Annotated in this window: 19 protein-coding genes; 9 read left to right on the forward strand and 10 right to left on the reverse strand. The window is 71.7% G+C overall.

All coding sequences use genetic code 11. From position 1 onward, the window contains the following. Positions 1-226 precede the first annotated feature (226 nt). Together ABH931_RS06160 and ABH931_RS06165 are read right to left on the reverse strand one after the other, a co-directional pair. Positions 227-1,915 carry a DUF885 domain-containing protein gene (locus ABH931_RS06160; protein WP_370110660.1) on the reverse strand — a complete coding sequence of 563 codons (1,689 nt, stop codon included), beginning with the start codon at positions 1,913-1,915 and terminating at the stop codon, positions 227-229. 21 nt (positions 1,916-1,936) lie between these two features. Next, a complete protein-coding gene (locus tag ABH931_RS06165; protein ID WP_370110661.1) occupies positions 1,937-2,617 on the reverse strand; it encodes a rhomboid-like protein in 681 nt (226 codons plus the stop codon). Positions 2,618-2,707: 90 nt separating this feature from the next. Here ABH931_RS06165 and ABH931_RS06170 point away from each other — a divergent pair, with 90 nt between their 5' ends. Together ABH931_RS06170 and ABH931_RS06175 are read left to right on the forward strand one after the other, a co-directional pair. After that, positions 2,708-3,604, forward strand: coding sequence for a diiron oxygenase (locus tag ABH931_RS06170; RefSeq protein ID WP_370110662.1), 897 nt, complete (start codon positions 2,708-2,710; stop codon positions 3,602-3,604). 101 nt (positions 3,605-3,705) lie between these two features. Further along, on the forward strand, positions 3,706-4,467 hold the full coding sequence (locus ABH931_RS06175; protein ID WP_370110664.1) for a TetR/AcrR family transcriptional regulator: 762 nt from the start codon (positions 3,706-3,708) through the stop codon (positions 4,465-4,467). A gap of 259 nt (positions 4,468-4,726) precedes the next feature. Here the strand turns inward: ABH931_RS06175 and ABH931_RS06180 are convergent, their stop codons facing one another. After that, a complete protein-coding gene (locus ABH931_RS06180) occupies positions 4,727-5,593 on the reverse strand; it encodes a fumarylacetoacetate hydrolase family protein (protein WP_370110665.1) in 867 nt (288 codons plus the stop codon). A 225-nt stretch (positions 5,594-5,818) separates the two neighbouring features. On the opposite strand from ABH931_RS06180, the gene ABH931_RS06185 reads away from it, so the two are divergent. After that, positions 5,819-8,107, forward strand: a complete 2,289-nt coding sequence (locus tag ABH931_RS06185) for an FdhF/YdeP family oxidoreductase (protein WP_370110667.1) — start codon at positions 5,819-5,821, stop codon at positions 8,105-8,107. Between the two features lie 135 nt (positions 8,108-8,242). Here the strand turns inward: ABH931_RS06185 and ABH931_RS06190 are convergent, their stop codons facing one another. Further along, positions 8,243-9,652 carry an NlpC/P60 family protein gene (locus tag ABH931_RS06190; RefSeq protein ID WP_370110669.1) on the reverse strand — a complete coding sequence of 470 codons (1,410 nt, stop codon included), beginning with the start codon at positions 9,650-9,652 and terminating at the stop codon, positions 8,243-8,245. A gap of 433 nt (positions 9,653-10,085) precedes the next feature. On the opposite strand from ABH931_RS06190, the gene ABH931_RS06195 reads away from it, so the two are divergent. The 3 genes from ABH931_RS06195 to ABH931_RS06205 all read left to right on the forward strand — a co-directional run bounded on the left by ABH931_RS06195 (position 10,086) and on the right by ABH931_RS06205 (position 12,221). Beyond that, positions 10,086-11,249 carry an anion permease gene (locus tag ABH931_RS06195; protein ID WP_370110671.1) on the forward strand — a complete coding sequence of 388 codons (1,164 nt, stop codon included), beginning with the start codon at positions 10,086-10,088 and terminating at the stop codon, positions 11,247-11,249. A gap of 18 nt (positions 11,250-11,267) precedes the next feature. Next, positions 11,268-11,489 (forward strand): hypothetical protein, encoded by a 222-nt coding sequence (locus tag ABH931_RS06200; RefSeq protein WP_370110672.1) that lies wholly within the window; start codon positions 11,268-11,270, stop codon positions 11,487-11,489. Positions 11,490-11,597: 108 nt separating this feature from the next. Further along, the gene (locus tag ABH931_RS06205; RefSeq protein ID WP_370110675.1) at positions 11,598-12,221 is read left to right on the forward strand and encodes a DUF4328 domain-containing protein; all 624 of its coding nucleotides are present in this window, start codon (positions 11,598-11,600) and stop codon (positions 12,219-12,221) included. Between the two features lie 33 nt (positions 12,222-12,254). Here ABH931_RS06205 and ABH931_RS06210 read toward each other — a convergent pair whose 3' ends face one another. The 4 genes from ABH931_RS06210 to ABH931_RS06225 form a co-directional block, all read right to left on the reverse strand. After that, positions 12,255-13,772, reverse strand: a complete 1,518-nt coding sequence (locus ABH931_RS06210) for an MFS transporter (protein WP_370110677.1) — start codon at positions 13,770-13,772, stop codon at positions 12,255-12,257. Between the two features lie 90 nt (positions 13,773-13,862). Continuing rightward, positions 13,863-14,963 carry a hypothetical protein gene (locus ABH931_RS06215; RefSeq protein ID WP_370110679.1) on the reverse strand — a complete coding sequence of 367 codons (1,101 nt, stop codon included), beginning with the start codon at positions 14,961-14,963 and terminating at the stop codon, positions 13,863-13,865. Positions 14,964-15,035: 72 nt separating this feature from the next. Further along, positions 15,036-16,136, reverse strand: coding sequence for an ABC transporter permease (locus ABH931_RS06220; RefSeq protein WP_370110680.1), 1,101 nt, complete (start codon positions 16,134-16,136; stop codon positions 15,036-15,038). A gap of 182 nt (positions 16,137-16,318) precedes the next feature. After that, entirely contained in the window at positions 16,319-17,074 is a 756-nt protein-coding gene (locus ABH931_RS06225; RefSeq protein ID WP_370110962.1) for an enoyl-CoA hydratase/isomerase family protein, read from the reverse strand. Between the two features lie 147 nt (positions 17,075-17,221). Here ABH931_RS06225 and ABH931_RS06230 point away from each other — a divergent pair, with 147 nt between their 5' ends. Together ABH931_RS06230 and ABH931_RS06235 are read left to right on the forward strand one after the other, a co-directional pair. Then, entirely contained in the window at positions 17,222-18,016 is a 795-nt protein-coding gene (locus tag ABH931_RS06230; protein ID WP_370110682.1) for a polysaccharide deacetylase family protein, read from the forward strand. Further along, complete coding sequence (locus ABH931_RS06235) at positions 18,016-19,239, forward strand: hypothetical protein (RefSeq protein ID WP_370110684.1); 1,224 nt, start codon at positions 18,016-18,018, stop codon at positions 19,237-19,239. The genes ABH931_RS06230 and ABH931_RS06235 overlap by 1 nt, the downstream gene beginning before the upstream one ends. A 21-nt stretch (positions 19,240-19,260) precedes the next feature. Here ABH931_RS06235 and ABH931_RS06240 read toward each other — a convergent pair whose 3' ends face one another. Continuing rightward, complete coding sequence (locus ABH931_RS06240; RefSeq protein WP_370110686.1) at positions 19,261-20,709, reverse strand: FtsW/RodA/SpoVE family cell cycle protein; 1,449 nt, start codon at positions 20,707-20,709, stop codon at positions 19,261-19,263. A gap of 140 nt (positions 20,710-20,849) precedes the next feature. On the opposite strand from ABH931_RS06240, the gene ABH931_RS06245 reads away from it, so the two are divergent. Continuing rightward, positions 20,850-21,572: a VOC family protein gene (locus ABH931_RS06245; RefSeq protein WP_370110688.1), complete on the forward strand. Its 723-nt coding sequence runs from the start codon at positions 20,850-20,852 to the stop codon at positions 21,570-21,572. 143 nt (positions 21,573-21,715) lie between these two features. Here ABH931_RS06245 and lon read toward each other — a convergent pair whose 3' ends face one another. After that, entirely contained in the window at positions 21,716-24,163 is a 2,448-nt protein-coding gene (lon, locus tag ABH931_RS06250; RefSeq protein ID WP_370110690.1) for an endopeptidase La, read from the reverse strand. Positions 24,164-24,211: the final 48 nt, after the last annotated feature.

Below are 24,211 nucleotides of genomic sequence, written 5' to 3' on the forward strand. Positions count from 1 at the left end.
TGCCCCCCCGCGTGGGCGCGGCAAGCCACCGGCCTTCGGCCGGGAGGTGCCCCGGAGGTGCCCCCCTGTGTGGGTCCGACAAGCCACCGGCCTTCGGCCGGGAGGTGCCCCTCCGGCGTACGGATGGTCCGGGGCGCGCAGGGCCATCCGCACGCCGGTGGTTGCTCGCGCCCACGCGGCGGCCGCACATCAGCAGAGCCCTGCGCCCCTTCAGCGCCTTCGGCGCTTACAGCGCGGCCAGCTCCGCGACCAGGTCGTCCAAGCCGAAGGAGCCCTGCGCGAGAGCGCGCATGTGCCAGGACTTCAGGTCGAACTCCTCGCCCCGCGCCTCCGCGGCGCGCTGCGCCGCCTCGCGGCCGGCGCGCCAGGCGCGCTCGCCGAGCTTGTAGCCGATGGCCTGGCCCGGCCAGCCGAGGTAGCGGATGATCTCGCTCTCGCGCATCTCCTTGGGACAGCCGTTGAACTCCGCGAAGAACTCGTTGGCCAGCTCCGGCGTCCACGTCTCGCCCGGACGGAACGGGGAGTCCGCGGGGATGGCGAGACCGAGGTGCATGCCGATGTCGATGATGACGCGGATGGTGCGCAGCATCTGCTCGTCGAGGAAGCCCAGACGGCGGCCCGGGTCCTTGAAGTAGCCCAGCTCGTCCATCAGGCGCTCCGCGTACAGCGCCCAGCCCTCCAGGTTGGCGCTGACGCCGCCGAGGGTGACCTGGTACGTCGACAGCCGGTCCGCCGCGTCGACCCAGGAGGCCAACTGCAGGTGGTGGCCGGGAACACCCTCGTGGTACCAGGTGCTGACGAGCTGCCAGGTGGGGAAGGACTCGCGGCCCATCGTCGGCAGCCAGGTGCGGCCGGGACGGGAGAAGTCCAGGCTCGGCTCGGTGTAGTACGGCGCGGCCGCGCTGCCCGCGGGGGCGATGCGGGACTCGACCTTGCGGATCCGGCCGCTGATGTCGAAGTGGGTGCCGTCCAGGGCCTCGATGGCCTCGTCCATGATGTTCTGGAGCCAGAGGCGGATCTCCTCCACGCCCTCGACGGTGTGGCCCTCGGCGTCCAGGTACTCGATGGCCTCGGCCGGCGTCGCGCCCGGCTTGACCTTGTCCGCCTCGGCGCGGATCTCGCCCTCCAGACGGTGGAACTCGGTCCAGGCCCAGGTGTAGGCCTCGTCGAGGTCCAGGTCGGCGCCGGTGTGGAAACGGACCGAGCGCTGGTAGAGCTCGCGGCCCGCGGTGTCGGGACGGTCGGCCGCGACGGGGGTGTAGACCTCGCGCAGGAAGGTGCGGAACTCGGCGATGGCGGCGGTGGCCGGCTCGGCGGCGGCGTCGAGCGCGGGGCGCAACGCCTCGGGGCAGTCGGCGGCGAAGCCGCGGTACCAGTTGCCCTCGTCCTCGAACCACGCGCCGAGCTGCTCGATCACGGTGGCCACCTGGCGCGGGCCGCTGACCAGGTCGCGGCCCAGGCCCTCGGCCAGCGTCTCCTGGTAACCGCGCACGGAGGCGGCGGTGTTGGCCATGCGGTCGACGTGGCGCCGCCAGTCCTCCTCGGTGTCACTCGGCGTCATCGAGAAGATCGCACGGACCATGTGGATCGGCGAGGCGATGTTGTTGAGCGAGCGGAAGTGGTCGCCCGCGTCGTGGACGGCGAGCTCCGCGGTGAGACGTTCGCGCAACAGGCGGGCGCAGGCCGCCTCCGCGGGGTCGGCGCAGGCGTCGGCCGGAAGGGCGTCGAGTGCGGCGAGCGCGACGCGGGCCTGCTCCGCGTCGGCCTCGAAACCGGCCGGGGTGAGGTCGGGCTGGCGCCGGTCGTCCGGATACAGGCCGAGGGTGGCCGCCACGACAGGATTCTGGCGGGCCATCGCGTCGACGTAGGCGTCGGCGATGCCGCGCGGGGTGAGGGAGTCTGCCATGCGAGTCATCCTGCACCACGCGCAGGGGTGCTAACCCTGCGTTTTCCCGACCCGTTGCCTGACGTCGTTCCAGACCTTCCCCGGATCGAGTCCGCCACGCACCCGGGCACGCGCCAGCGGCCGGCAGGCGACGCCGATCAGGAACGCGCACAGGTGCCCGAGGTTCGTGTAGTCGGTACCGGCGGCGAGCAGCAGGAGGTAGAAGACCGTCGCGACACCGAGGTACCACCAGCGCCAGGGGCGGGCGATCAGCCAGACCAGCACGCCCACCCCGCCGGAGACGCCGTAGCTGACGCCGATGTCGAGCGTGAACGCCTCGCTGCGCGAGTCGAGTCCGGCGTCGATGAGCAGCCGCACGGTCCCCTCGCTGATCAGCGTCGCGCCGACGTGGGCGAGGGCGACGACGGCCAGCCAGCGACCGGTGCCGATCCGCCGCTCGACCGGCACGAGGAAGATGTTGAACACCACGAACCAGAAGAAGAAGCTCGGCGTCTGCGTCCAGAACGCACTGCTGATCAGGACCTTGACGGGATGGTGGCTGAGCTCGACCAGGTTGGTGCTGTGCGTCTCCAGCCACCAGTGCTTGTAGCGCGGCGACATCCGCGTCAGGGCGAGGGTGTTGAGGCCCAGGACGAAGAGCCAGACGTAGGTGCCGGGCGCGGCGCAGACGTAGGCCCAGACCCGGCGGACGACCCCCGCGACGCGCTTCATGGTCACAGTCTGCCCGCTTCGTCCCGCCTCCGGGGAACGATCACTCGTCCGGGCATTGACAGTGCTACTGACGGGCAGTCTTATAAGCCTATGGCGACGACTGAGCAACGCGAGCGGGAGGAGGTCGCCGAGCGACTCCTCGCGGCCTCCGCCCGGCACTCGTTCGACCCCGACACCGAACTGGACTGGGACGCCCCGTTGGTCCCCGGACTCTGGTTCATGCCGGCCCACCTCGTCTCGCTCTACGACACCCCGCTGTGGCGGCGGATGACCGAGGAGCAGCGGATCGAGCTCTCCCGCCACGAGACGGCGAGTGTCGCCGCGGCCGGGATCTGGTTCGAGATCATCCTGATGCAGCTCCTGGCCCGCCACATCCGCGGCCAGGACCCGCGCACCGGCCACGTCCGCTACGCCTTCACCGAGGTCGCCGACGAGTGCCGGCACTCGATGATGTTCGCCCGGCTGATCACCACCCTCGGCACGCCCTGGTACGGGCCCGGCCGCACCACGCGCCGCCTCGGCGCGCTGATGGCCGCGACCGCGCCCACCCCCGCGGCCTTCCTGGGGACGCTCCTGGCCGAGGAGATCCTGGACCGCAACCAGCGCGCCACGATGGCGGACGAGACCGTGCAGCCGCTGGTCCGCGGGGTCACCAGGATCCACGTGGTCGAGGAGGCGCGGCACGTCCGCTACGCGCGCGAGGAGCTGCGCCGGCAGATGACCACCGCCCCCGCGTGGGAACGCGCGTACGCCAGGCTCAGCTCCGGCGAATCCGCACTGGTCGTCTCCCGAACCCTGGTTCACCCCCGCGTCTACGCCTCCGTCGGCCTCGACCCCGATGAGGCCCAGCGCCAGGCCCGCGCGAGCGAGCACCGCCGCGAGACGCTGCGCTGGTCCGCGGAACGGCTGACGTCCTTCCTCGACGAGATCGGCGTACTGCGCGGCCGCACGGTCCTGGCCCAGTGGCGGAGGTCCGGGCTGCTCTAAGAAGGTCCGGCAGGAAGGGGCTGGATGAAGGAGCGACGTCCGGGCCGAGTCCGGGCGTCGCGACGCCCGCCCCCTCCTGCCGGACCCTCTAAGGTGAGGGGGTGACCCGACCGACCGTCGACGAGAGTCCCGCCAGCACGGCTGCGAGCACGGCGCCCGCGCCCCGGGCGAAGCGCGGACCGTACCGGCGGCTGCCGGTCGAGCAGCGGCGCGAGCAGCTGATCGCGGTGGCGCTGGAGCTGTTCAGCCGCCACGCGCCGGAGGAGGTCTCGCTCGACGACGTGGCCGCGGCAGCGGAGGCCTCGCGACCGCTGGTGTACCGCTACTTCCCCGGCGGCAAGCAGCAGTTGTACGAGGCCGCGCTGAAGAGCGCGGCGAGCGAGCTGATCACCCGCTTCGTCGAGCCCGCGGAGGGCACCCCCACGGAGCGGCTCGCGCACGCGCTCGACCGTTACCTCTCCTTCGTCCACGAGCACGGCGCCGGATACGGCGCGCTGCTGCGCGGCGGCTCGGCGGTGGAGACCCAGCGCACCACGGCGATGGTGGACGAGGTCCGCAGGGCTGCTTTCCGCAGCATCGTCCAGCACCTGGAGGTCACCGCCGCGGGCCCGCGCCTCGGTCTGCTGATCCGCAGCTGGATCGCGGTGGTGGAGGCGACGGCGCTGACGGCGCTGGACGAGGGGGACATCGGCGAGCCGGAGGTCCTGCGGGACTGGCTGGTGGACGAGTTCGTGGCGATGTTCGCCGTCACGGCCCTGCACGACGCGCAGAGCGCGGACGTACTGAAGCGGTTGCTCGCGCACTACGACGGCGCGGGCCCGGGCGCCAAGCTCATCGAGGGCCTCGGCGGCCTGCTGGCGTAGCCAGGCAGGACCTGAAGGGGCGCGGGGATCTGCTTGATCAACTGCGGGCGCGAGCAACCACCGGCGTGCGGATGGCCCTGCTCGCAGCCGGACCATCCGCTCGTCGGAGGGGCGCCTCCCGGCCGAAGGCTGGGGGATTGTCGCGCCCACCCAGGGGACGCCTCGGGGGCACCTCCCGGCCGAAGGCTGGGGGAGGAGCCCCTTGTCGGCAGAGCCCCGCGCCCCCGGGTAGTGCAACTACCTGCGGGAGCGCAGAGCCTTACGCCTTGCCGACCGGGAGGCGCTGGGCGCCGAGGCCGTCGATCTCGACGTCCATGACGTCGCCCGGCTGGAGCCACGGCTGGCCCGGGGTGCCCATGGCGACGCCCGCCGGGGTGCCCGTGTTCACCACGTCGCCCGGCTCGAGAACCATGAACTGGCTCAGGTACCAGACCACGTACCGCACGTCGAAGATCATGTTCGCCGTCGTGCCGTCCTGCCGCGTCTCGCCGTTGACGCGCAGGCGCAGACCCAGGGACTGCGGGTCCGGGACCTCGTCCGAGGTGACCAGCCAGGGGCCCATCGGGTTGAAGGTCTCGCAGGACTTGCCCTTGTCCCAGGTGCCGCCGCGCTCCAGCTGCCACTCGCGCTCGGAGACGTCGTTGGTGATGGAGTAGCCCGCGATCACCGCGTCCGCGTCCTCCACCGAGGCGAGGTAACGCGTCCGCGCGCCGATGACGATCGCGAGTTCGACCTCCCAGTCCGTCTTCGCGCTGCCGCGCGGGATCAGCACCTCGTCGTAGGGGCCGACGACGGTGTCGCTCGCCTTCATGAAGACGACCGGCTCCGCCGGGATCGCCTGGCCGGTCTCGGCGGCGTGGTCGCTGTAGTTGAGGCCGATGCACACCACCTTGCCGGGGCGCGCCACGGGCGCGCCGACGCGCGCGTCGGCGAGAGGCAGACGCGGGAACTCGCCGGCCTCCGCGCGCGCGGAGAGGTCCGCACGCCGGGCAGGCGTGAGCCCGGCCAGGAACGCGCCGTCGATGTCGGGCGTCACCGCCGACAGGTCGTACGCCACGTCCGTGTCCACGGCATGCAGCAGCGCGGGTCGCTCGGCGCCCGCCGGTCCTATGCGCAGGAATCGCACCTGCAGTCACCCACCTTGCGATCGGGACGGTCCGGTCGCCCACCGTCGCTCTGGAGAGAAGGAGATCCGTTTCTAGCAGGTCAAGGCCATGACGGGCCATGGGCAGCCCGCCATACGGACCGGTAACAAGAACATCGGCAGGAAGTCTGAATGAGGCTATTCACCGCTCCCGGCCCGAGGTGTAAAGATGAGGGCGTCATCAAGAGGCAGTGAAAGGTGAGGCGCATGGCCCGCAAGGCTCCCGTCACGGACCCGGTGCAGGACGCGCCCACGACCGGCGAACCGCAGCACGCGGCCGCGGGCCTGCCCGCGCTGAAGCACACGACGCAGATCGCCGCGGCACAGATGGGCCTGCCGCGCGCCGTCAAGACGCTGATGAAGCTGAACCAGCCCGACGGCTTCGACTGTCCGGGCTGCGCCTGGCCCGAGCCGGACCACACCCACACCGCGGAGTTCTGCGAGAACGGCGCCAAGGCCGTCGCCGAGGAGGCGACGCTGCGCCGGGTCGGGCCGGAGTTCTTCGCCGGGCACTCCGTCGCCGAGCTCGCCGAGCGCAGCGGCTACTGGCTCGGCCAGCAGGGCCGGCTGACCACCCCCATGCTGCTGGACGAGGGCGCCACCCACTACACCCCGCTCTCCTGGGACGACGCGCTCCAACTCGTCGCCGACGAGCTGGGCGCCTGCGCGAACCCCGACGAGGCCGTCTTCTACACCTCGGGCCGCACCTCCAACGAGGCCGCCTTCGCCTACCAGCTCTTCGCCCGGCAGCTCGGCACCAACAACCTGCCGGACTGCTCGAACATGTGCCACGAGTCCTCCGGCTCGGCGCTGGTGGAGACCCTCGGCATCGGCAAGGGCAGCGTCAGCCTCAAGGACCTCTACCAGGCCGATCTGATCATCGTCGCCGGGCAGAACCCCGGCACCAACCACCCGCGCATGCTCTCCGCGCTGGAGCGCGCCAAGCGGGCCGGCGCGACGATCGTCAGCGTGAACCCCCTGCCCGAGGCCGGGCTGGAGCGGTTCAAGAACCCGCAGAACGCACGCGGGCTGGTCGGCGGCGGCACCAAGCTGACCGACCTGTTCCTGCAGATCCGCCTCGGCGGCGACCTCGCGCTGTTCCGCGCGCTCAACCTGCTGCTGCTGGAGGCCGAGGAGAAGGCACCCGGCACCGTGCTGGACCGAGCCTTCATAGAGAAGCACTGCGCCGGCTTCGAGGAGTTCGCCGCCGAGGCCAAGAAGACCGAGTGGGCTGAGGTCCACGCCGCGACGGGCCTCCCGGACAGCCAGATCCTGGAGCTGTCGGAGCTGGTACTGAAGTCCGAGAAGATCATCGTCTGCTGGGCGATGGGCCTCACCCAGCACCGGCACTCCGTGCCGACCATCCGCGAGGTGGTCAACTTCCTGCTGCTGCGCGGCAACGTGGGCAGGCAGGGCGCGGGCGTCTGCCCGGTGCGCGGGCACAGCAACGTCCAGGGCGACCGGACGATGGGCATCTTCGAGCGACCGGCCGCGCCGTTCCTCGACGCGCTCGGCAAGGAGTTCCACTTCGCGCCACCGCGCGAGCACGGCATGGACGTGGTCGACTCGATCCGCGGCATGCGCGACGGCAAGGTCCGGGTCTTCTTCGCCATGGGCGGCAACTTCGTCGCCGCCTCCCCCGACACCGAGGTGACGGAGGCGGCCATGCGCAACTGCCGCCTGACCGTCCATGTCTCCACCAAGCTCAACCGCTCGCACGTGGTGACCGGCGCCCGCGCGCTGATCCTGCCGACGCTCGGTCGCACCGACCAGGACCGGCAGGCCTCCGGCCCGCAGGAGGTCACCGTCGAGGACTCGATGGGCATGGTCCACGCCTCGCGCGGCGCGCTGAAGCCGCCGGCCGCGGACCTGCTCTCCGAGGTCGCCATCGTCTGCAAGCTCGCGCGGCGCACGCTCGGCCCGAAGAACACCGTGCCGTGGGAGGACTTCAACGCCTCCTACAGCAACATCCGCGACCGGATCGCCCGCGTCATCCCGGGCTTCGAGAACTACAACACCAAGATCCGCACGCCCGGTGGCTTCGCTCTGCCCCACGCGCCGCGCGACACGCGGTCGTTCCCGACCACGACGGGCAAGGCGAACTTCACCGTCAACACGATGACGGCCCCCGAGGTGCCGGCCGGCCGCCTGCTGCTGCAGACGCTGCGCTCGCACGACCAGTACAACACCACCATCTACGGCCTCGACGACCGCTACCGCGGCATCACCGGCGGTCGCCGGGTGGTCCTGCTGAACGCCGAGGACGCGGCGGAGTTCGGCGTTGCCGAGGGCGAGTTCGTCGACCTGGTCAGCGAGTGGCAGGACGGCGTGGAGCGGCGGGCGCCGCGGTTCCGGGTCGTCCTCTACCCCACGACGCGCGGCTGCGCGGCGGCGTACTACCCGGAGACCAACGTCCTGGTCCCGCTGGACAGCACGGCGGAGACCAGCAACACCCCGACGTCGAAGTCGGTGGTCATCCGGATCGAGAAGCTCTAGGCAGAGGCGCCCGCTGAACTATCAGGGGCGCGGGAAACTGCGCGAAAGCCACCGACGAGCAGATGGGCCCCCAGTAACAGGGCCATCCGCACAGGGTGGTTGCTCGCGCAGTACCCCGTGCCCCTGATAGTTCAGCTAACTCTTCGGAGTAACCGTGACCGAGGCCGTCGGGGAGAGCATCGACGACGGCGACACCGACGCCGAAGGGCTCAGCGAGGGGCTCGGGGTCGGGGACGGGCTGCCCGAGGGGGAGCCGGAGGGCGACGGCTTCGGGGACGGCGAGTGCGTCGGCCGCGGGGACGGGGTGGTCGTCGGCGACGGAGTCGGCTTCGGCGACGGGGGCGCCGGCGGGAGCGTCGGGCCGACCGGCTGCGGGTTCTGGGAGCCGGAGGGGATCGTCGGCGGCGTGTAGCTGCCGAGCGACGGGTCCTGCGGGTCCGGCCGCACCGCGCCGAGGATCGGGTTCTGCGCGATCGGCGCGATGTCGACGAACGCGCCGGGGTGCGGCGCCTGGATCACCAGGCCGCCGCCGATGTAGATCGCGACGTGCGTGGCGCCCTCGAAGTAGAGGATCAGATCGCCGGGGCGCAGCGCGTCCAGCGAGACCTGGGGCAGCTGGGCCCACTGCTCCTGGCTGGTGCGCGGTATCGGCATCCCGGCGTGCAGCCACGCCTGCGAGGTGAGGCCGGAGCAGTCGAACGACATCGGCCCCTGGGCGCCCCAGACGTACGGCTTGCCGAGCTGCTCGAAGGCGTAGGCGACCGCCGCCGCCCCCTCGGCGGACGGCTTGGCCCCGTCCTTGCCGAGGACGCCGGAGGCCAGCAGCGCCAACTGCGCCGCGTTCGCCTGCTGCTGCTCCAGCTGCTGCAGCACGTCCCGCTGGGCGCCGGTCAGGCCGCTGACCAACTGCTCGACGCCGGTCAGCTCCTTGTTGACGGCGTCCTTCTGCTTGGCCTGGGCGGCCACCAGCTGTGCCGCCCGCGCCTGCGCGGCATGCGCCGCGGTCTGCGCGGTGGCGAGCGAGGCCTGGTCCTGGGCGAGGGTGTTCAGCAGGTCGGCCTCGGAGTGCGCGGCCGCGTCCAGCAGTTCCTTGCCGTGGATCGCCGCCTCGGGGTCGTTGGCGAAGATCACCTGGGCGAGCTGGGAGAGCGAGCCGCTGCGGTACTGCTGCGCGGCGAACTCACCGGCGAGCTGCTTGCCGGCGTCGACCTGGGCCTGCGCGTCGGCCGTGGAGACGTCGAGCTCCATGACGTCGGTCTGCGCCTGGTTCAGCTGCTCGGTGAGCGAGTCGTACTGCTGGGTCGCGGCTTCCATCTGCTGGTAGAGCGAGTGCAGCCGGGTCAGGATCGGCAGCAGCGCCTTCTCGGCCGCGGTGAGGTTGGTCAGTCCGGCCTGTCCGGTGACGGAACCCGTGCCGGTGCCACCGCCCGGGCCGCCGACGGGGGCCGCGCTCGCCTGCCCGGCGGCCGGAAGGACCGCCAGCGACGCCGCCGCGAGCAGCAGCCCGCAGCGGAGTACCCCGCGCAGCCACGGACGCCGTTCCATGCCCCCGATGCCCAGCACTCGCCCCAGCCCCTTCGTCCTCCGCCGCTCCCGACGGCCCACCCCGAACACGTCCCTTGTTCGTGCACCGTGATCCTCCCACGCCGCTTGCGCAGGCGGCAGAGCGCGCCGCCGAATCAGCGGGATTCTGAGCGCACTCACACCAAGGGCCGGACCCAGGCTCAGCCGAACATCCGGGCGTGAATGTGACACACCCCTCACCGGAGCGCCGGACGAACGCGACCTGAACGACGGAGCCCAACCGCCGCAAGGGCGGCCCGAGGGAGGACTGTGCCGTCTGCGACCGTTTTGTCATGCTTCAGCTACGCCATCAACCGCAACGGGGTGCCTAGTTAACCTTCCGTTCACTCAACATGCCTACGGTCACGCTCGCGGCGACCGCCGTGCACGCCTCCGCTGAGACGATTGTTTGGGCATGGAACACGTATCGTTCCTGGTGACCGCCGTAGTGATCACGGCACTCGCCTTCGACTTCACCAACGGCTTCCACGACACGGCCAACTCGATGGCCACCTCGATCGCCACCGGAGCGCTGCGGCCCAAGGTCGCCGTCGCCATCTCCGCGGTGCTGAACCTCGCAGGCGCTTTCATCTCGGTCGCCGTCGCCAAGACCATCTCCGGCGGCATCCTCGACGAGAAGGCCGGACTCAAGCCGCAGATCGTCTTCGCGGCCCTGATCGGCGCCATCCTCTGGAACCTCGTCACCTGGCTGCGCGGCATCCCGTCCAGCTCCTCGCACGCCCTGTACGGCGGCCTGATCGGCGCCACCCTCTTCGCGGTCGGCAGCCACGGCGTCCACTTCGACGTGGTGATGACGAAGATCATCATCCCGGCCGTCGCCTCCCCGGTCGTCGCCGGCCTCGCCGCCTGGGCCGCGACCAAGCTCGCCTACCGGATGACCCGGAACGGCGACGAGCAGGTCAACCGCCGCGGCTTCAAGTACGGCCAGGTCGCCTCGTCGATGCTGGTCTCCGTCGCGCACGGCACCAGCGACGGCCAGAAGACCATGGGCGTCATCACGCTGACCCTGATCACCGCCGGCACCCTGGCCCCGGGCTCCAACCCGCCGCTCTGGGTCATCCTGGCCGCGGGCGTCACCATGGCGCTCGGCACCTACATCGGCGGCTGGCGGATCATCCGCACCATGGGCAAGGGCATCTCCGACATCGAGCCGGCCCAGGGCTTCACCGCGCAGAGCGCGGCGGCGACGGTCATCCTGACCTCCTCGCACATGGGCTTCGGTCTCTCCACCACGCACGTCTGCACCGGCGGCATCCTGGGCGCCGGCAAGGGCCGCGCCGACGGTGTCGTGCACTGGTCCACCGCGCGCCGGCTGGGTTACGCCTGGCTGCTGACGCTGCCGGCCGCGGGCCTGGTGGGCGGCCTGGGCGTGCTGCTGGCCGACCAGGGCGTGTGGGGCGAGATCGCACTGGGTGCGATCGGCATCGGCGGGGCGGCGTGGATCTACGTCCTCTCCCGTCGCCAGAAGGTCGACGCGACGAACGTCGTGGACGCGACCCCGAGCATCGCCGAGTCCGCGCCCACCGTGGTCACGCCGAACGCGCCCGTCGCGGCCTGAGGCCAAAGGAGAACCGAAATGAAGATCAACTGGTCTGCCCTGGGCAGCACGTTCGGGATGAGCCTGCTCATCACCGTCGCGGTGGTCGGCGCGTTCTGCCTCGGCATGACGGCGCTCTCGCGCCGCACCCGCACCACGGGCGGCGCGGCTGTCGCCTCCCTCTCCGCCGCGGCTTACGTCAGCTTCGCGCTCTGCGCGAGCGCCGTGGGCTACGGCTTCTACCTCATCGCCCACAAGTAGGCGGCACACCCTGGGGGCGCGGGGGACCCCCGCCCCCAGGGAAGTCACTCGACAGCCGGGCTCGGCAGCTTCTACTCTCCCGACGACCTTCGTCGCTCAGGGAGCAGCATGTCCGTGGAACCCGTTCAGTCCGTCCCGCCGGCAGACCCGCGCAAGGCGGCCGCGAACCTGAAGATGCTCGTCGGCCTGACCGCCGTCGCGGGCATGCTGGCCGACACCGCCTTCCTCTACTCCCCCACGCCGGAACTGCTGGGCCTGATCATCCTCTGCGCCTTCGGCTTCTTCGTGGCCCTCCTGGTCTGGCGCAGCATCTGGATCCGCCACTGCTGGACCAACGCCGAGCTGCTCGCCCCCGGCACCCTGCGCGACGGACGCACCCGGGCGGTCGGCCTCTGGTTCGTCCCCCTGGTCAACCTCTGGTGGCCGCGCCGTGTCCTGCTCGACCTCCGGCGTGCGAGTGGCCTCCCGCAGCCGGGCGTCGTCAACCTGTGGTGGGCCACCGGGCTCGTGGGCCTCGTCGTCGACCTCGTCGGCGGCGCCTACCTGCGGCACGCGCACTGGGCGCTCCTCGGGCTCTGCGCCGTGATCCTGCTGCGGGCCGTGGTCTACATCCGCCTCATCGCACAGCTGACGGACCGCCAGGCACAGGCGCTGGCGCTCCCGGCGATCCACCGCCCGGGAGACCCCCTCCCGAAGGCCGTTCCCGAGACCGTTCCCGAGTCCGCCACCTGAAGCACGACGTGCGAGGAGCCGCGCGCCTCGGCCTCAGGAGGCGACGTCCTCGGCGGTGACGCGCGGGGCGGCGGCCATCCGCTCGAGGCCGGACTCGGTCTTGAGCGGGACCTCGCGGATCAGCCAGATGCTGATCAGCGCCGCCAGTGCGAACGGCACGCACCACAGGAAGACCTCGCCGATCCCCCGGCCGAAGGCCGCCTCCACCACGGGGCGGATCGCCGCCGGCAGCGTGGAGAGGTCCGGGATCGCGCCGCCCGTTCCCGCCGCGCCGCCCAGATCGTGCGAGACGCGCGCGGCCAGCACCGCGCCCAGCGCGGAGACGCCGATCGCCCCGCCCATCGTGCGGAAGAACGTGGCCATGGAGCTGGCGATACCCAACTCCCCCGCCGGAACCGTGTTCTGCACCGCCAGGACGAGGTTCTGCATGACCGTGCCGACGCCGACGCCCGCCACGGCCATGGCGACCGCCGCGATCCAGTACGAGGTGTCCGCCCGCAGCACGCCCAGCAGGGCGAAGCCCGCCGTCAGGGACGCCGCGCCGGCCATCAGGACGGCCTTCCAGCGGCCCGTCCGCGTGATCAGCTTGCCGCTGGCGTAGGAGGCGACGGCGAGGCCCAGCACCAGCGGGGTCGTCGCGAAGCCGGACGCGATCGGCGACTTGCCGCGCGCGAGCTGGAAGTACTGGCTGAGGAACATCGTCGCGCCGTACATCCCGACGCCGACCATGACCGACGCGATCGTCGCCAGCACCACCGTACGGTGCCGGAACATCCGCAGCGGGACGATCGGCTCCGCCGCCCGCTGCTCCGTACGGACCGCGAGCACGCCCAGCACCAGCGCGCCGCCGACCATCGCGACCGTCTGCCAGGAGAGCCAGCCGTAGGAGGTGCCGGCCAGAGTGACCCAGACCAGCAGCAGCGTCACGCTCGCGGCGATCAGGGTCGCGCCGAGGTAGTCGATGCGGACGCCCTCGCGGCGCTCGGTCGGCAGGTGCAGGGTGCGCTGGAGGATGACCACCGCGACGACGGCCAGCGGCACGCAGACGTAGAAGCACCAGCGCCAGCCGAGCCAGGAGGTGTCCACGATGACGCCGCCGATCAGCGGTCCGCCGACCGTGGCGAGGGCGAAGGCCATGCCGAAGTACCCGCTGTAGCGGCCGCGTTCGCGCGGCGAGATCATCGCCGCCATGCAGACCTGGGCGAGGGCGGAGATCCCGCCGACGGCGAGGCCCTGGATCACGCGGCAGGCGATGAGCTGGGCGGGGTTCTGGGCCAGGCCCGCCAGCATCGAGCCGGCGACGTAGGAGATCAGGGATATCTGGACCAGCAGCTTCTTGCTGAACAGGTCCGCCAGCTTGCCCCACAGCGGCGTGCTCGCGGTGACCGCGAGCAGTGTCGAGGCCACGATCCAGGTGTAGGCGGACTCGCCGCCGTGCAGGTCCGCCAGGATCTTCGGCAGGGCGTTGGTGACGATCGTGGACGAGAGCATCGCCACGAAGAGCCCGAGCAGCAGTCCGGACAGCGCCCGCATGATCTCGCGATGACTCATGGTGAGGCCCTTCCCCGACGCAGAAAGTTGTTCCAAGCAACCATAGGAACGTTGCTTGCTACTGACAACTTTCTGCGTCGGGGAAGGGCCTCACCGAGCCCAGTCGGCGCGGGGGTCCGGGACGGACCGGGCGTCCGCGGGACGCGGCGCCGGCACGTGGTCGACGTGGTCGACATGGTCCAGGTCGTCGCTCTCCTCGCGCTGGAGACGGGCCAGGAGGGCGGCCATCGCGTCCGTGCGGTCGCGCAGGATGCCGACCCGGTCGGCGCGGTCCGGCTGAACGGCGGAAAGTGGCCGGCCGGGCACGACGGGCAGGCCGTGCTGCCGCGCGGTCGCGGCGAGGCTCTCCGCCGCCTGCGGCACCACGACCAGCCCGGCCACCGAGAACAGACCGCCGGTCTGCACGCGCTCACGACCCAGCAGGCCCTTGTGCACGATCTCGACAGGCACCTCGACCTGGTCCAACGGCCGGTCCACGGACCCGTGCTCCAACGCCGCCAGCACCACCGTCGCCAGCGCCTCGGCCGCTCGCGTCACCAGCCACTTGCGGCCCGGCACCGGCGGCAGGAACTGGCGGATCCGGTCCACCTCCTGCTCCAGCGCCTGCGTCGTCATCACCTCGAAGGCGTTGCGGGTGCGGATCGCGACGACCTTGGCCCAGGGGATCTCCTCCCCGTCGAAACCCACCGACTCCGGGCCCAGGTGCACCGCGCCGAAGCCGTCCAGCAGGCCCAGCGCCTTGTGCGCGAGCTGCGGCGTGCGCGGGTGGCGGCCCAGCAGCGCACCGACGGAGAGCACCCACGGCACGTCCGCCGGTATCCGCGGCGGCGCGATGGAGGTGAGCGCGTGGTGGGCCCACGCGCCACGCGCGGCACCCTCGGCGGCCCTGCGGCTCCCCCGCACCACGGCCTGCCGGCCGATGTCCGCGACGTGCACGGCCCGATTCAGCAAGGCCGCCGCCTGCACGGCAACGGCCTGCGGCGCCTCCACGGCGCCACCCTCCGGCAGGAGCCCGGAGGCATGGGCCCCCGGCACATCGGCCTCGGCCTGCGGCCCTGCGGCGGCCTCCGGCAGCACCTCGGCCACCCTCAGCTGCACGGTGGCGCCGGCCGGCTCGGCTGCCGGGGCCGTTGCCCCGTTCGCCGTACGACCCTTGGCGCCGACCTCGCCGACCTCGTCGACCTCGTCCACCGGCCCCTCCCCGAGCGCGACTTCACCGAACGCCACACCCTACGCGACCGGCGCGCCCTCGCCCTCCCGCGGCTACGCCGGGTCGGGCACCCGCTGCGCGGGGGACGCCTCCTCCGTCGTCGGCAGGTCCGCGCGCCCCGTGCCCGGGCGGACGACGGAGGCGACCATGGTCAGCGCGACGCCCACCACGATCCACACCGACAGCACCAGCAGCGGTCGCAGCACGTCCGTGCCGTGGAAGTACGCGATGGACCGGTTGAGGTCGGTCCCGGCGCCGTTGGGGAGCCAGGGGCCGATCGCCCGCCAGAACGGCGGCATCAGCGGAGGCGGGAAGACCCCGCCCGCACTGGGGTTGCCGAGGATGACGAAGAGCAGCACCGCGATACCGATGCCGATGACGTCGAAGAAGCACTCCAGCGCCATCGTGACCGCGCCGACCCCGAAGACCACCATCGTGCCGACGCCCCACAGGGCCATGATGCTGCCGGGCAGCGCGTTCAGGATCGGGCCCGCGATCACCGCGCCGCCGAGGCCCGCCGCCAGCGAGTAGAGCAGCAGCGCGCCGAGGCGGATGACCGCGCGCTGCGCGTTGGCGGGCCTGGTGCCCGCGCTGATGCCGAGCAGGGAGGCGACCAGGTAGCCGCCGACGCACCAGCCGACGGCGAGGTAGAAGGAGGAGAGCCCCTCGGCGTCACCGGCCGCCAGCGGGACCACGTCCTTGACCACGACGGTGCGGCCCTGCTGTGCCTCGGCCGCGGTGATGACCTGGGTGACGGCCGTGGCCAGCGCCGGACCGGAGGCGTTCGCGACCAGCAGGGTGTCCTGCGTGCCGGCCGGGTTGACGACCAGTGCGGTGTAGAGCTTCTGGTCCTTCATCTGGCTGACGGCCGTCGCCTCGTCCGCGACCGGCTTGGCGTCGAGGACCTGCTTGGGCAGCGCGTTCAGCTGCCCCACGAGTTTCGCGCTGACCGGCTGCGGTGCCACGACGCCGATCGACGCCTTGTGCGGGTAGGGGTGATGCAGCGCGCCGATGTACGACACGATGAAGCCGAGCTGGAGCGCCAGCACCGCGATGACCAGCATCGCGGTGCGGCCGTTGACGGCGTCCTTGAGCTCGGCGAGGAATCCGCGCCGGCCGCCGGGGCCCCTGCTTCCGGTCACTCCACTGGCCATCAGGTCCGTCCGTTCCGCTCCGCGCATCAGCAAGAAACGGACATAAAGCTATTTTCCGGACCGCCGGCGGCCGCGCAGGCGCGCCGCAGTACCGCCAGGCCGGGCATGCCAGGCACGTGAGGCACGTCAGGCACGTGAGGCAGGTCAGGCACGTGAGGCACGTCAGGCAGGTCAGGTGGTGCTCAGGAGAACCTGGGCGGGCGCCGCTCCAGGAACGCGGCCAGGCCCTCCCGCACGTCCGGGGTGGTCCGCGACGCGCGCTCCCAGGGCTCCGCCGCCGCCCCGGCGTCCCCGCCGGTGACCACCGCGTCGACCACCGCCTTGACCGCCCCCTGCGTCTGCGCCGAGCGTGTGGCCAGCACCCGCGCGAAGGCGAGCGCGCGCTCGTGCACCTGCGGTGCCACCTCGTCGACCAGGCCGAACACCAGCGCCTGGTCCGCCGTCACCAGTTCGGCGGAGTAGAGCAGGTACTTGGCGCGGGCCGGTCCGACCAGCCGGGCCAGGCGCGCGGTGGGCACCGCCGGATAGACGATGCCGAGCTTGGCCGGGGTGATCCCGAGCCGCGCGCCGGGTGCCGCGAAGCGCAGGTCGCAGGCGACCGCGAGCTGGCAGCCGCCGCCCACGCACGGACCGTCGACGACCGCGAGCGTCGGGTGCGGGAAGGCCGCGAGCGCGGTCTCCGCCGCCACGTTGACGGCGTGGTACTCGTCGGCCGCCTCCGGGCTCGCGTAGACCTCGGCCAGCTCGCCGATGTCCGCTCCGGCCGAGAACGCGCCGCCCGCGCCCGTCAGCAGCAGCGCCCGCAGGCCCGGTTCCTGCTCCAGACGGGTGAGCAGGTGCGGCAGCGCCTCCCACTGGGCGCGGGTGAGCGCGTTCTTCTTCTCCGGCCGGTCCAGCAGGAGCACCGCGACCCCGTCGTCACCGAGGAAGGCGCGCAGCCCCGGTACGCCGAAAGGAAGCTCTTTCCGGTCGGTTGTGAGCACCTGTACTCCTCGTTCCACCCGCGTTCGGACCGACTGCCGACTCCGATCGTCCGTCAGAATCTCGACGCGCGGATATGTGACGTTCTGCATATCGTCGGGACGGTGAGCCCCCTGGACCGACGCCACGTCCTCCGCGCCGCCACCCTCGGTGCCGCCGCGTCCATGCTGAGCGCCTGCGGGAGCGCCGCGCCGTCCTCGCGCGCGGGCGGCACGACCGCACTGCCCTCGCACCCGTCGACGTCGACTCCGACTCCGACTCCGACTCCGAAGGCCACCGTCGCGGCGGTCGCCGCCGGGCTGCCGTTCGAGATCCACTCCGGGCCCACCACCACCGACCGCGTCGCCCTCACCTTCCACGGCCAGGGCGACCCGGCCGTCGCACGTTCGCTGCTCGCCGAGGCGGAGCGGGCGGACGGCAAGGTCACCGTGATGGCCGTCGGCAGCTGGCTGGACAGCTACCCGGACATGGCCAAGCGGATCCTCGACGGCGGCCACGAGCTCGGCAACCACACCCAGAACCACGTCGCCATCTCGACGCTCTCCGCCGACGCGGCCTACGCCGAGATCGCCCGCTGCGCGCAACGGCTGCGGCAGCTGACCGGCTCCATCGGCACCTGGTTCCGGCCCTCGCAGGCACAGGACTGCACCGCCGTCGTCGCGGCGCAGGCCCGCCGGGCCGGCTACGGGCACTGCCTCTCCTACGACGTGGACTCCCTCGACTACACCGACCCCGGCGCGAGCGCCGTCACCCGCACGGTGCTGGACCAGGCACGGGCCGGATCGGTGGTCTCACTGCACTTCGGGCACACCGGCACCGTCGCCGCACTGCCCGCGATCCTTGACGGCCTTCGGCAGCGTGGCCTGCGCGCTGTCACCACCTCGGAGCTGCTGAGCTGATGCGCACTCACCACCTCGCCACCGCTGCCGCCCTGAGCGCCGCCACCCTGCTGGTCGCCACCGCCTGCTCCTCCAGTGGTCCGGCCACCGGCAACGCCGTGGAGGCACCGAAGAAACCCGCCGCCTCCGGCTCCCCTGCGGCAGCGGGAGCGACCGGCGGGACCACCGGGGCAGCGGCGAAGAGCGGCGACGCGACCCTGCCCGGCATGCCGCCGCTGCTGGACCCGAAGGACGTGTACGCGGCCGACCGGCCCAACCAGCTGTCGCCGGTGGTGAAGGGCTTCCCCGCGCGGGTCTACGTGCCCAACACGCTGTCCAACACGGTCACCGTGATCGACCCGGCCACCTACAAGGTGATCGACACCATCCCGGTGGGCGACCAGCCGCAGCACGTCGTCCCCTCCTGGGACCTGAAGACGCTCTGGGTCAACAACGACCTCGGCAACACCCTCACCCCGATCGACCCCGCCACGGGCAAGGCCGGCCCGACCGTGGACGTGCACGACCCCTACAACCTCTACTTCACCCCCGACGGCAAGTACGCCGTCGTCATGGCCTCGGCCGACCACCAGCTGGTCTTCCGTGACGCGCACACCATGAAGACCGTCAAGGCCATCCCCTCGCAGTGCGACGGGGTCAACCACGCCGACTTCTCCCCCGACGGCCGGTACTTCATCGTCTCCTGCGAGTTCTCCGGCGACCTGCTCAAGGTCGACACGGCGAAGATGGAGATCGTCGCCGAGCAGAAGATCCCGATGACCGGCTCGATGCCGCAGGACGTGAAGATCTCCCCGGACGGGAAGACCTGGTACGTCGCCGACATGATCGCCAACGGGGTCTGGGAGCTGAACGGCGACACCTTCTCCAAGCCGGTCCTGCTCCCGACGGGCGCGGGCGCGCACGGCCTCTACGTCAGCCGCGACTCCAAGCAGCTGTACATCTCCAACCGCGGCGAGGGCTCCGTCTCGGTCCTGGACTTCGCGACGGGCAAGCTCGTCCACAAGTGGTGGATCCCGGGAGGCGGCAGCCCCGACATGGGCGGTGTCTCCGCCGACGGCAAGGTGCTGTGGCTGTCGGGCCGCTACAACTCCGTCGTCTACGCGATGTCCACGGCGGACGGCAAGCTGCTGGCGAAGATCCCCGTCGGCGACGGCCCGCACGGCCTGTGCGTCTACCCGCAGCCGGGCCGCTACTCGCTCGGCCACACGGGGATCTTCCGCTGAGCCTCGGCCCGGCCGGCTGGGCTAGTTGCCCAGCTGCTCCATCTCGGCCTGGGCGCGGGCGATCTCCTCGGCGGAGATGGTCAGCGTCGCGTTCGGGTCCGGCTTGGGCTCCATCTCGGCGCGGCCGGCCGCGTCGCTCAGCTTGATCAGCAGGGCGATCATCAGCCAGTTGGCGACGGTCGAGGAACCACCCTGGGCGAGGAACGGCAGCGCCTTGCCGGTCTGCGGGATGAGCCCCAGCACACCACCGGCGACCACGAACACCTGGAGCACGAGCGCGGCGGCCAGACCCGCGGCGAGCAGCTTGCCGAAGGGGTCGGTCAGGCGGACGGCGGTGCGCATGCCGCGCTGGCCGAGCATCAGGTAGAGCACCAGCACGACCATGATCCCGGCGGTGCCCAGCTCCTCGCCCACCGTGGCGAGGATCCAGTCGCTGCGCCCGGCGAAGGCGATCAGCCAGGAGTCGCCGCGGCCCAGCCCGGTGCCGAGCAGCCCGCCGTGGCCGAGGCTGAACAGCGACTCCGCCAGCTGCGGCGAGGAGCCGGTCGGCGGGGTCGGCGAGTAGGCGGCCATCGGGTCGAGCCAGTTGTTGACGCGGTACTTGACGTGGGTGACCAGGGTGCCGGCCGCGACCGCGCCGCCCACGGCCATCAGCGCGCCGAGGACCACCCACCCGGTCCGCTCGGTGGCCACGTACAGCATGATGATGAACGCGCCGAAGAAGATCAGCGAGGTGCCGAGGTCGGACTCGAAGACCAGGACGACCAGGCTCACGGCCCAGACCACCAGGATCGGGCCCATGTTGCGGCCGCGCGGCAGCGCGATGCCCATGAACCTACGGCCCACCAGCGCCAGCGCGTCCCGGTTGGCCATCAGGTAGCTGGCGAAGAAGACGATGATGGCGAGCTTGGTGAACTCACCCGGCTGGAACGAGAGCGGCCCGAGGTGGATCCACCGCCGCGCGCCGTACTGGTCACCGGAGAAGAAGGCCGGCGCGACGAGCGCGATCAGCGAGATCGCCATCAGCAGGTAGGTGTACCGGGAGAGCAGCCGGTGGTGCTTGACCATGATGATCACGGCTGCGAAGACCACGACGGCGATGACCGTCCACATCACCTGGTTCGGTGCGGCGGCCGTGGAGTTGTAGACCTTGATGTACGACGTGTCGAGCCGGTCGATCAGCACCAGGCCGAGACCCGTCAGCACCACCGCCAGCGGCAGGATCAGCGGGTCCGCGTACGGCGCCCACTTCCGCACCACCAGGTGCGCGGCTATCGCGAGCGCAGCCAGCCCCAGCACATCCGTCAGGAAACCGCCCGACAGCTTGCCGGTCAGGCCGAGATCGGCACTGGCCTTGGCGAAGCCGCAGACCACGACGGCGAAGAGCAGCAGGAACAGTTCGAGGTTCCGCCTGCGCTTCGCCCCCGGGACCACCTCCACGGCAGCGCCCCGCGAGCTACGTGCGCCCATGTTCTGCACCCACCCAACACTTCACCGACGTTCCGAGAACCGTGGCATTGTCGCAGGTCCGGTCTCAAGGTGGGGAACGCGTCTTTCGAACGCTGCGGTTCTCCGAACGCTCCAGGTGTGACGCAGGCTACGCTGCAGCCATGATCCGCTGGGTGTACGCGTTCATCGACCGGCCTCGGGACCAGTGGGCGGCTGCCGCCGAGTTCTGGACGGCGGTGACGGACACCACGCTGTCCGCTCCGCGCGGTGCGGAGGGAGAGTTCGCGACGTTCCTGCCGAAGGACGGCACGGACGCCTGCCTGAAGCTTCAGGCCGTCGGCGACAGCCACGGCGGCCACCTCGACCTGGCGGCCGAGAACCCGCGCGCCCTGGCGGACGACGCGGTGGCCCTCGGCGCGCGGCGGGTCGCCGACCACGGCGCCTGGTCCGTGCTGCGGTCGCCCGCGGGACAGCTGTTCTGCGTGGTCCCCTGGCACCGCGAGTTCCGGCGTCCGCCGGTGGTCGCGGGCACCCGGGTGGACCAGATCGCGATCGACATGGCGCCGGAGGCGTTCGAGGCCGAGATCGAGTTCTGGACGGAGCTCACCGGCTGGACCGTCTCCAAGGGGTCCCGCCCGGAGTTCGCGGTGGTCCAGCCTCCGTCGGAACTGCCGATCCGCATCCTGTTGCACAGGCTCGCCGAGGCCCGCCCGACCGGGGCCCACCTCGACCTCGCGTGCAGCGACCGCTGGGCGACGCGCGAGGCACACGAGTCGCTGGGCGCGACCTTCGTGGCCGAGCACGGCCACTGGATCGTGATGCAGGACCCTGCGGGCGGCACCTACTGCCTCACGGCCAGGAATCCGGAAACGGGCACGCTTTAGTCGCACTACCCAGGGGCGCGGGGAACTGCGCGAACAACCACCGACGTGCGGATGGCCCTGCTCGCTGAGCGACTCACCACGTGGGTGGCTTGTCGCGCAGTTCCCCGCGCCCCTGACAGTGCAACCACCGGCGGGAACACAAGCTAAGCCGCCAGGGTCTCCTGCAGTGCCGTGGCCGGCTCGAGTGCCAGCTCCAGTACCTGGCGGACGTCCGCCACCGCGTGGACGGTGAGGCGGGCGAGGACCTCGGCCGGGACGTCGTCCAGGTCGGCCTCGTTGCGGGACGGAATCAGCACCGTGGTGATGCCCGCCCGGTCCGCCGCCAGGAGCTTCTGCTTCACGCCGCCGATCGGCAGGACGCGTCCGGTCAGGGAGACCTCGCCCGTCATCGCGACCTCCGGTCGCACCTTGCGGCCGGACAGCAGCGAGGCGAGAGCCGTCGTCATGGTGACGCCCGCGCTCGGGCCGTCCTTCGGGACCGCGCCCGCCGGCACGTGGATGTGCACGCCGCGCTCCCGCAGTGAGGTGACCGGCAGTTCCAGCTCCGCCCCGTGCGACCGCAGGAACGACAGCGCGATCTGCGCGGACTCCTTCATCACGTCACCCAGCTGACCCGTCAGGGTCAGCCCGCTGCCGCCCGTCTCCGGATCGGCGATGGACGCCTCGACGAACAGGACGTCGCCGCCCGCGCCCGTCACGGCCAGGCCGGTCGCGACGCCGGGCACGGCCGTGCGCCGCTCCTCCGGCTCCTGCGCGTGCTCCGGGGTGAACCGGGGCCGGCCGATCAGGCCGCGCAGGTCGGACTCGTGGACGGTGCGCGGCAGCTCCGCGCCCGCCTCGCCGAGCTCGCTCGAAGCCGCGACCTTGCGCAGGATGCGCGCGACCGCGCGCTCCAGGGTGCGGACACCGGCCTCACGGGTGTACTCGGCCGCGAGCTTGCGCAGCGCGTCCTCCGCGACGACGACCTCCTCGGCGCCCAGGCCCGCCCGCTCCAGCTGGCGCGGGAGCAGGTGGTCGCGGGCGATGACGACCTTCTCGTCCTCGGTGTAGCCGTCCAGGCGCACCAGTTCCATCCGGTCGAGCAGCGGCTCGGGGATGGCCTCCAGCACGTTGGCGGTGGCGAGGAAGACCACGTCGGAGAGGTCGAGCTCGACCTCCAGGTAGTGGTCGCGGAAGGTGTGGTTCTGCGCCGGGTCCAGGACCTCCAGCAGGGCCGCCGCCGGGTCGCCGCGGTAGTCCGAGCCGACCTTGTCGATCTCGTCCAGCAGCACGACCGGGTTCATCGAGCCGGCCTCCTTGATGGCCCGCACGATGCGGCCGGGCAGCGCGCCGACGTAGGTGCGACGGTGGCCGCGGATCTCCGCCTCGTCCCGGACGCCGCCCAGGGCGACCCGGACGAACTCACGGCCCATGGCACGGGCCACGGACTCGCCGAGCGAGGTCTTGCCGACCCCGGGGGGCCCGACGAGCGCCAGCACCGCGCCGCCGCGACGGCCGCCGACCAGACCCAGACCACGGTCGGAGCGGCGCTTGCGAACCGCCAGGTACTCGACGATGCGCTCCTTGACGTCGTCGAGCCCGAAGTGGTCCGCGTCGAGCACCGCCCGGGCACCCGCGATGTCGTAGGCGTCCTCGGTGCGGTTGTTCCAGGGGAGCTCCAGGACGGTGTCGAGCCAGGTGCGGATCCAGCTGCCCTCGGGCGAGGCGTCGCTGGAACGCTCCAGCTTCTCGACCTCCTTGAGTGCCGCCTCCTTGACCTTCTCGGGCAGGTCGGCGGCCTCCACGCGGGCGCGGTAGTCCTCCTCCTCGGAGTCGGGCTCACCGTTGAGGTCGGCCAGCTCCTTCCTGACCGCCTCCAGCTGGCGCCGGAGCAGGAACTCCTTCTGCTGCTTCTCCATGCCCTCCTGGACGTCCTTGCGGATGGTCTCCTGGACCTCCGCCTCGGCCAGGTGGTCCTTGAGCAGTTGCAGGGCGAGCTTGAGCCGGGTCACCGGGTCCAGCTCCTCCAGGACGGCGACCTTCTCCTCGGCGGTGACGAACGGCGCGTAGCCGATGTTGTCGGCCAGCTCGGAGACGCCGTCGATCTGGGTGAAGCGGTCGACGACCTGCCAGGCGCCGCGCTTCTGCAGCCAGGCCGTGGTCAGCGCCTTGTACTCGGTGACGATCTCGGCGAGGGCGCCGGGCAGCGGCGAGGGGACGGCGGTCTCCTCGACCGGCACCGCCTCCACCCACAGCGCGGCCCCCGGGCCGGTCGTGCCGGCCCCGATGCGGACCCGGCGGACGCCGCGCACCAGCGCGGCCGGGTCGCCGTCGGCGAGGCGGCCGACCTGCTCCACGGTCGCGACCGTGCCGATCGCGCCGTAGGCGCCGTCCACGCGCGGAACCAGCAGCACCCGCGCCTTGCGCGCGTTGGCCACCGTACGAATCCCCGGGGCCTGCGCCCCGGTCTCCCGAACCGCCGCCTGCGCGGCCTCCACAGCGGCACGGACGTCCTGGTCGGACAGGTCGAGTGGGACGACCATGCCGGGGAGCACCGCGTCGTCGTCGAGCGGCAGCACCGGCAGGGTGAGCGTTCCAGAGGTCGAAGCCATGATTTCTCCCCGGTCATCCAAGTTGAGTTCAAGGGACTAAAGGTTCAT

Origin of the sequence: Streptacidiphilus sp. MAP12-33 (assembly GCF_041261265.1) — a bacterium.
GTDB lineage: Bacteria > Actinomycetota > Actinomycetes > Streptomycetales > Streptomycetaceae > Streptacidiphilus.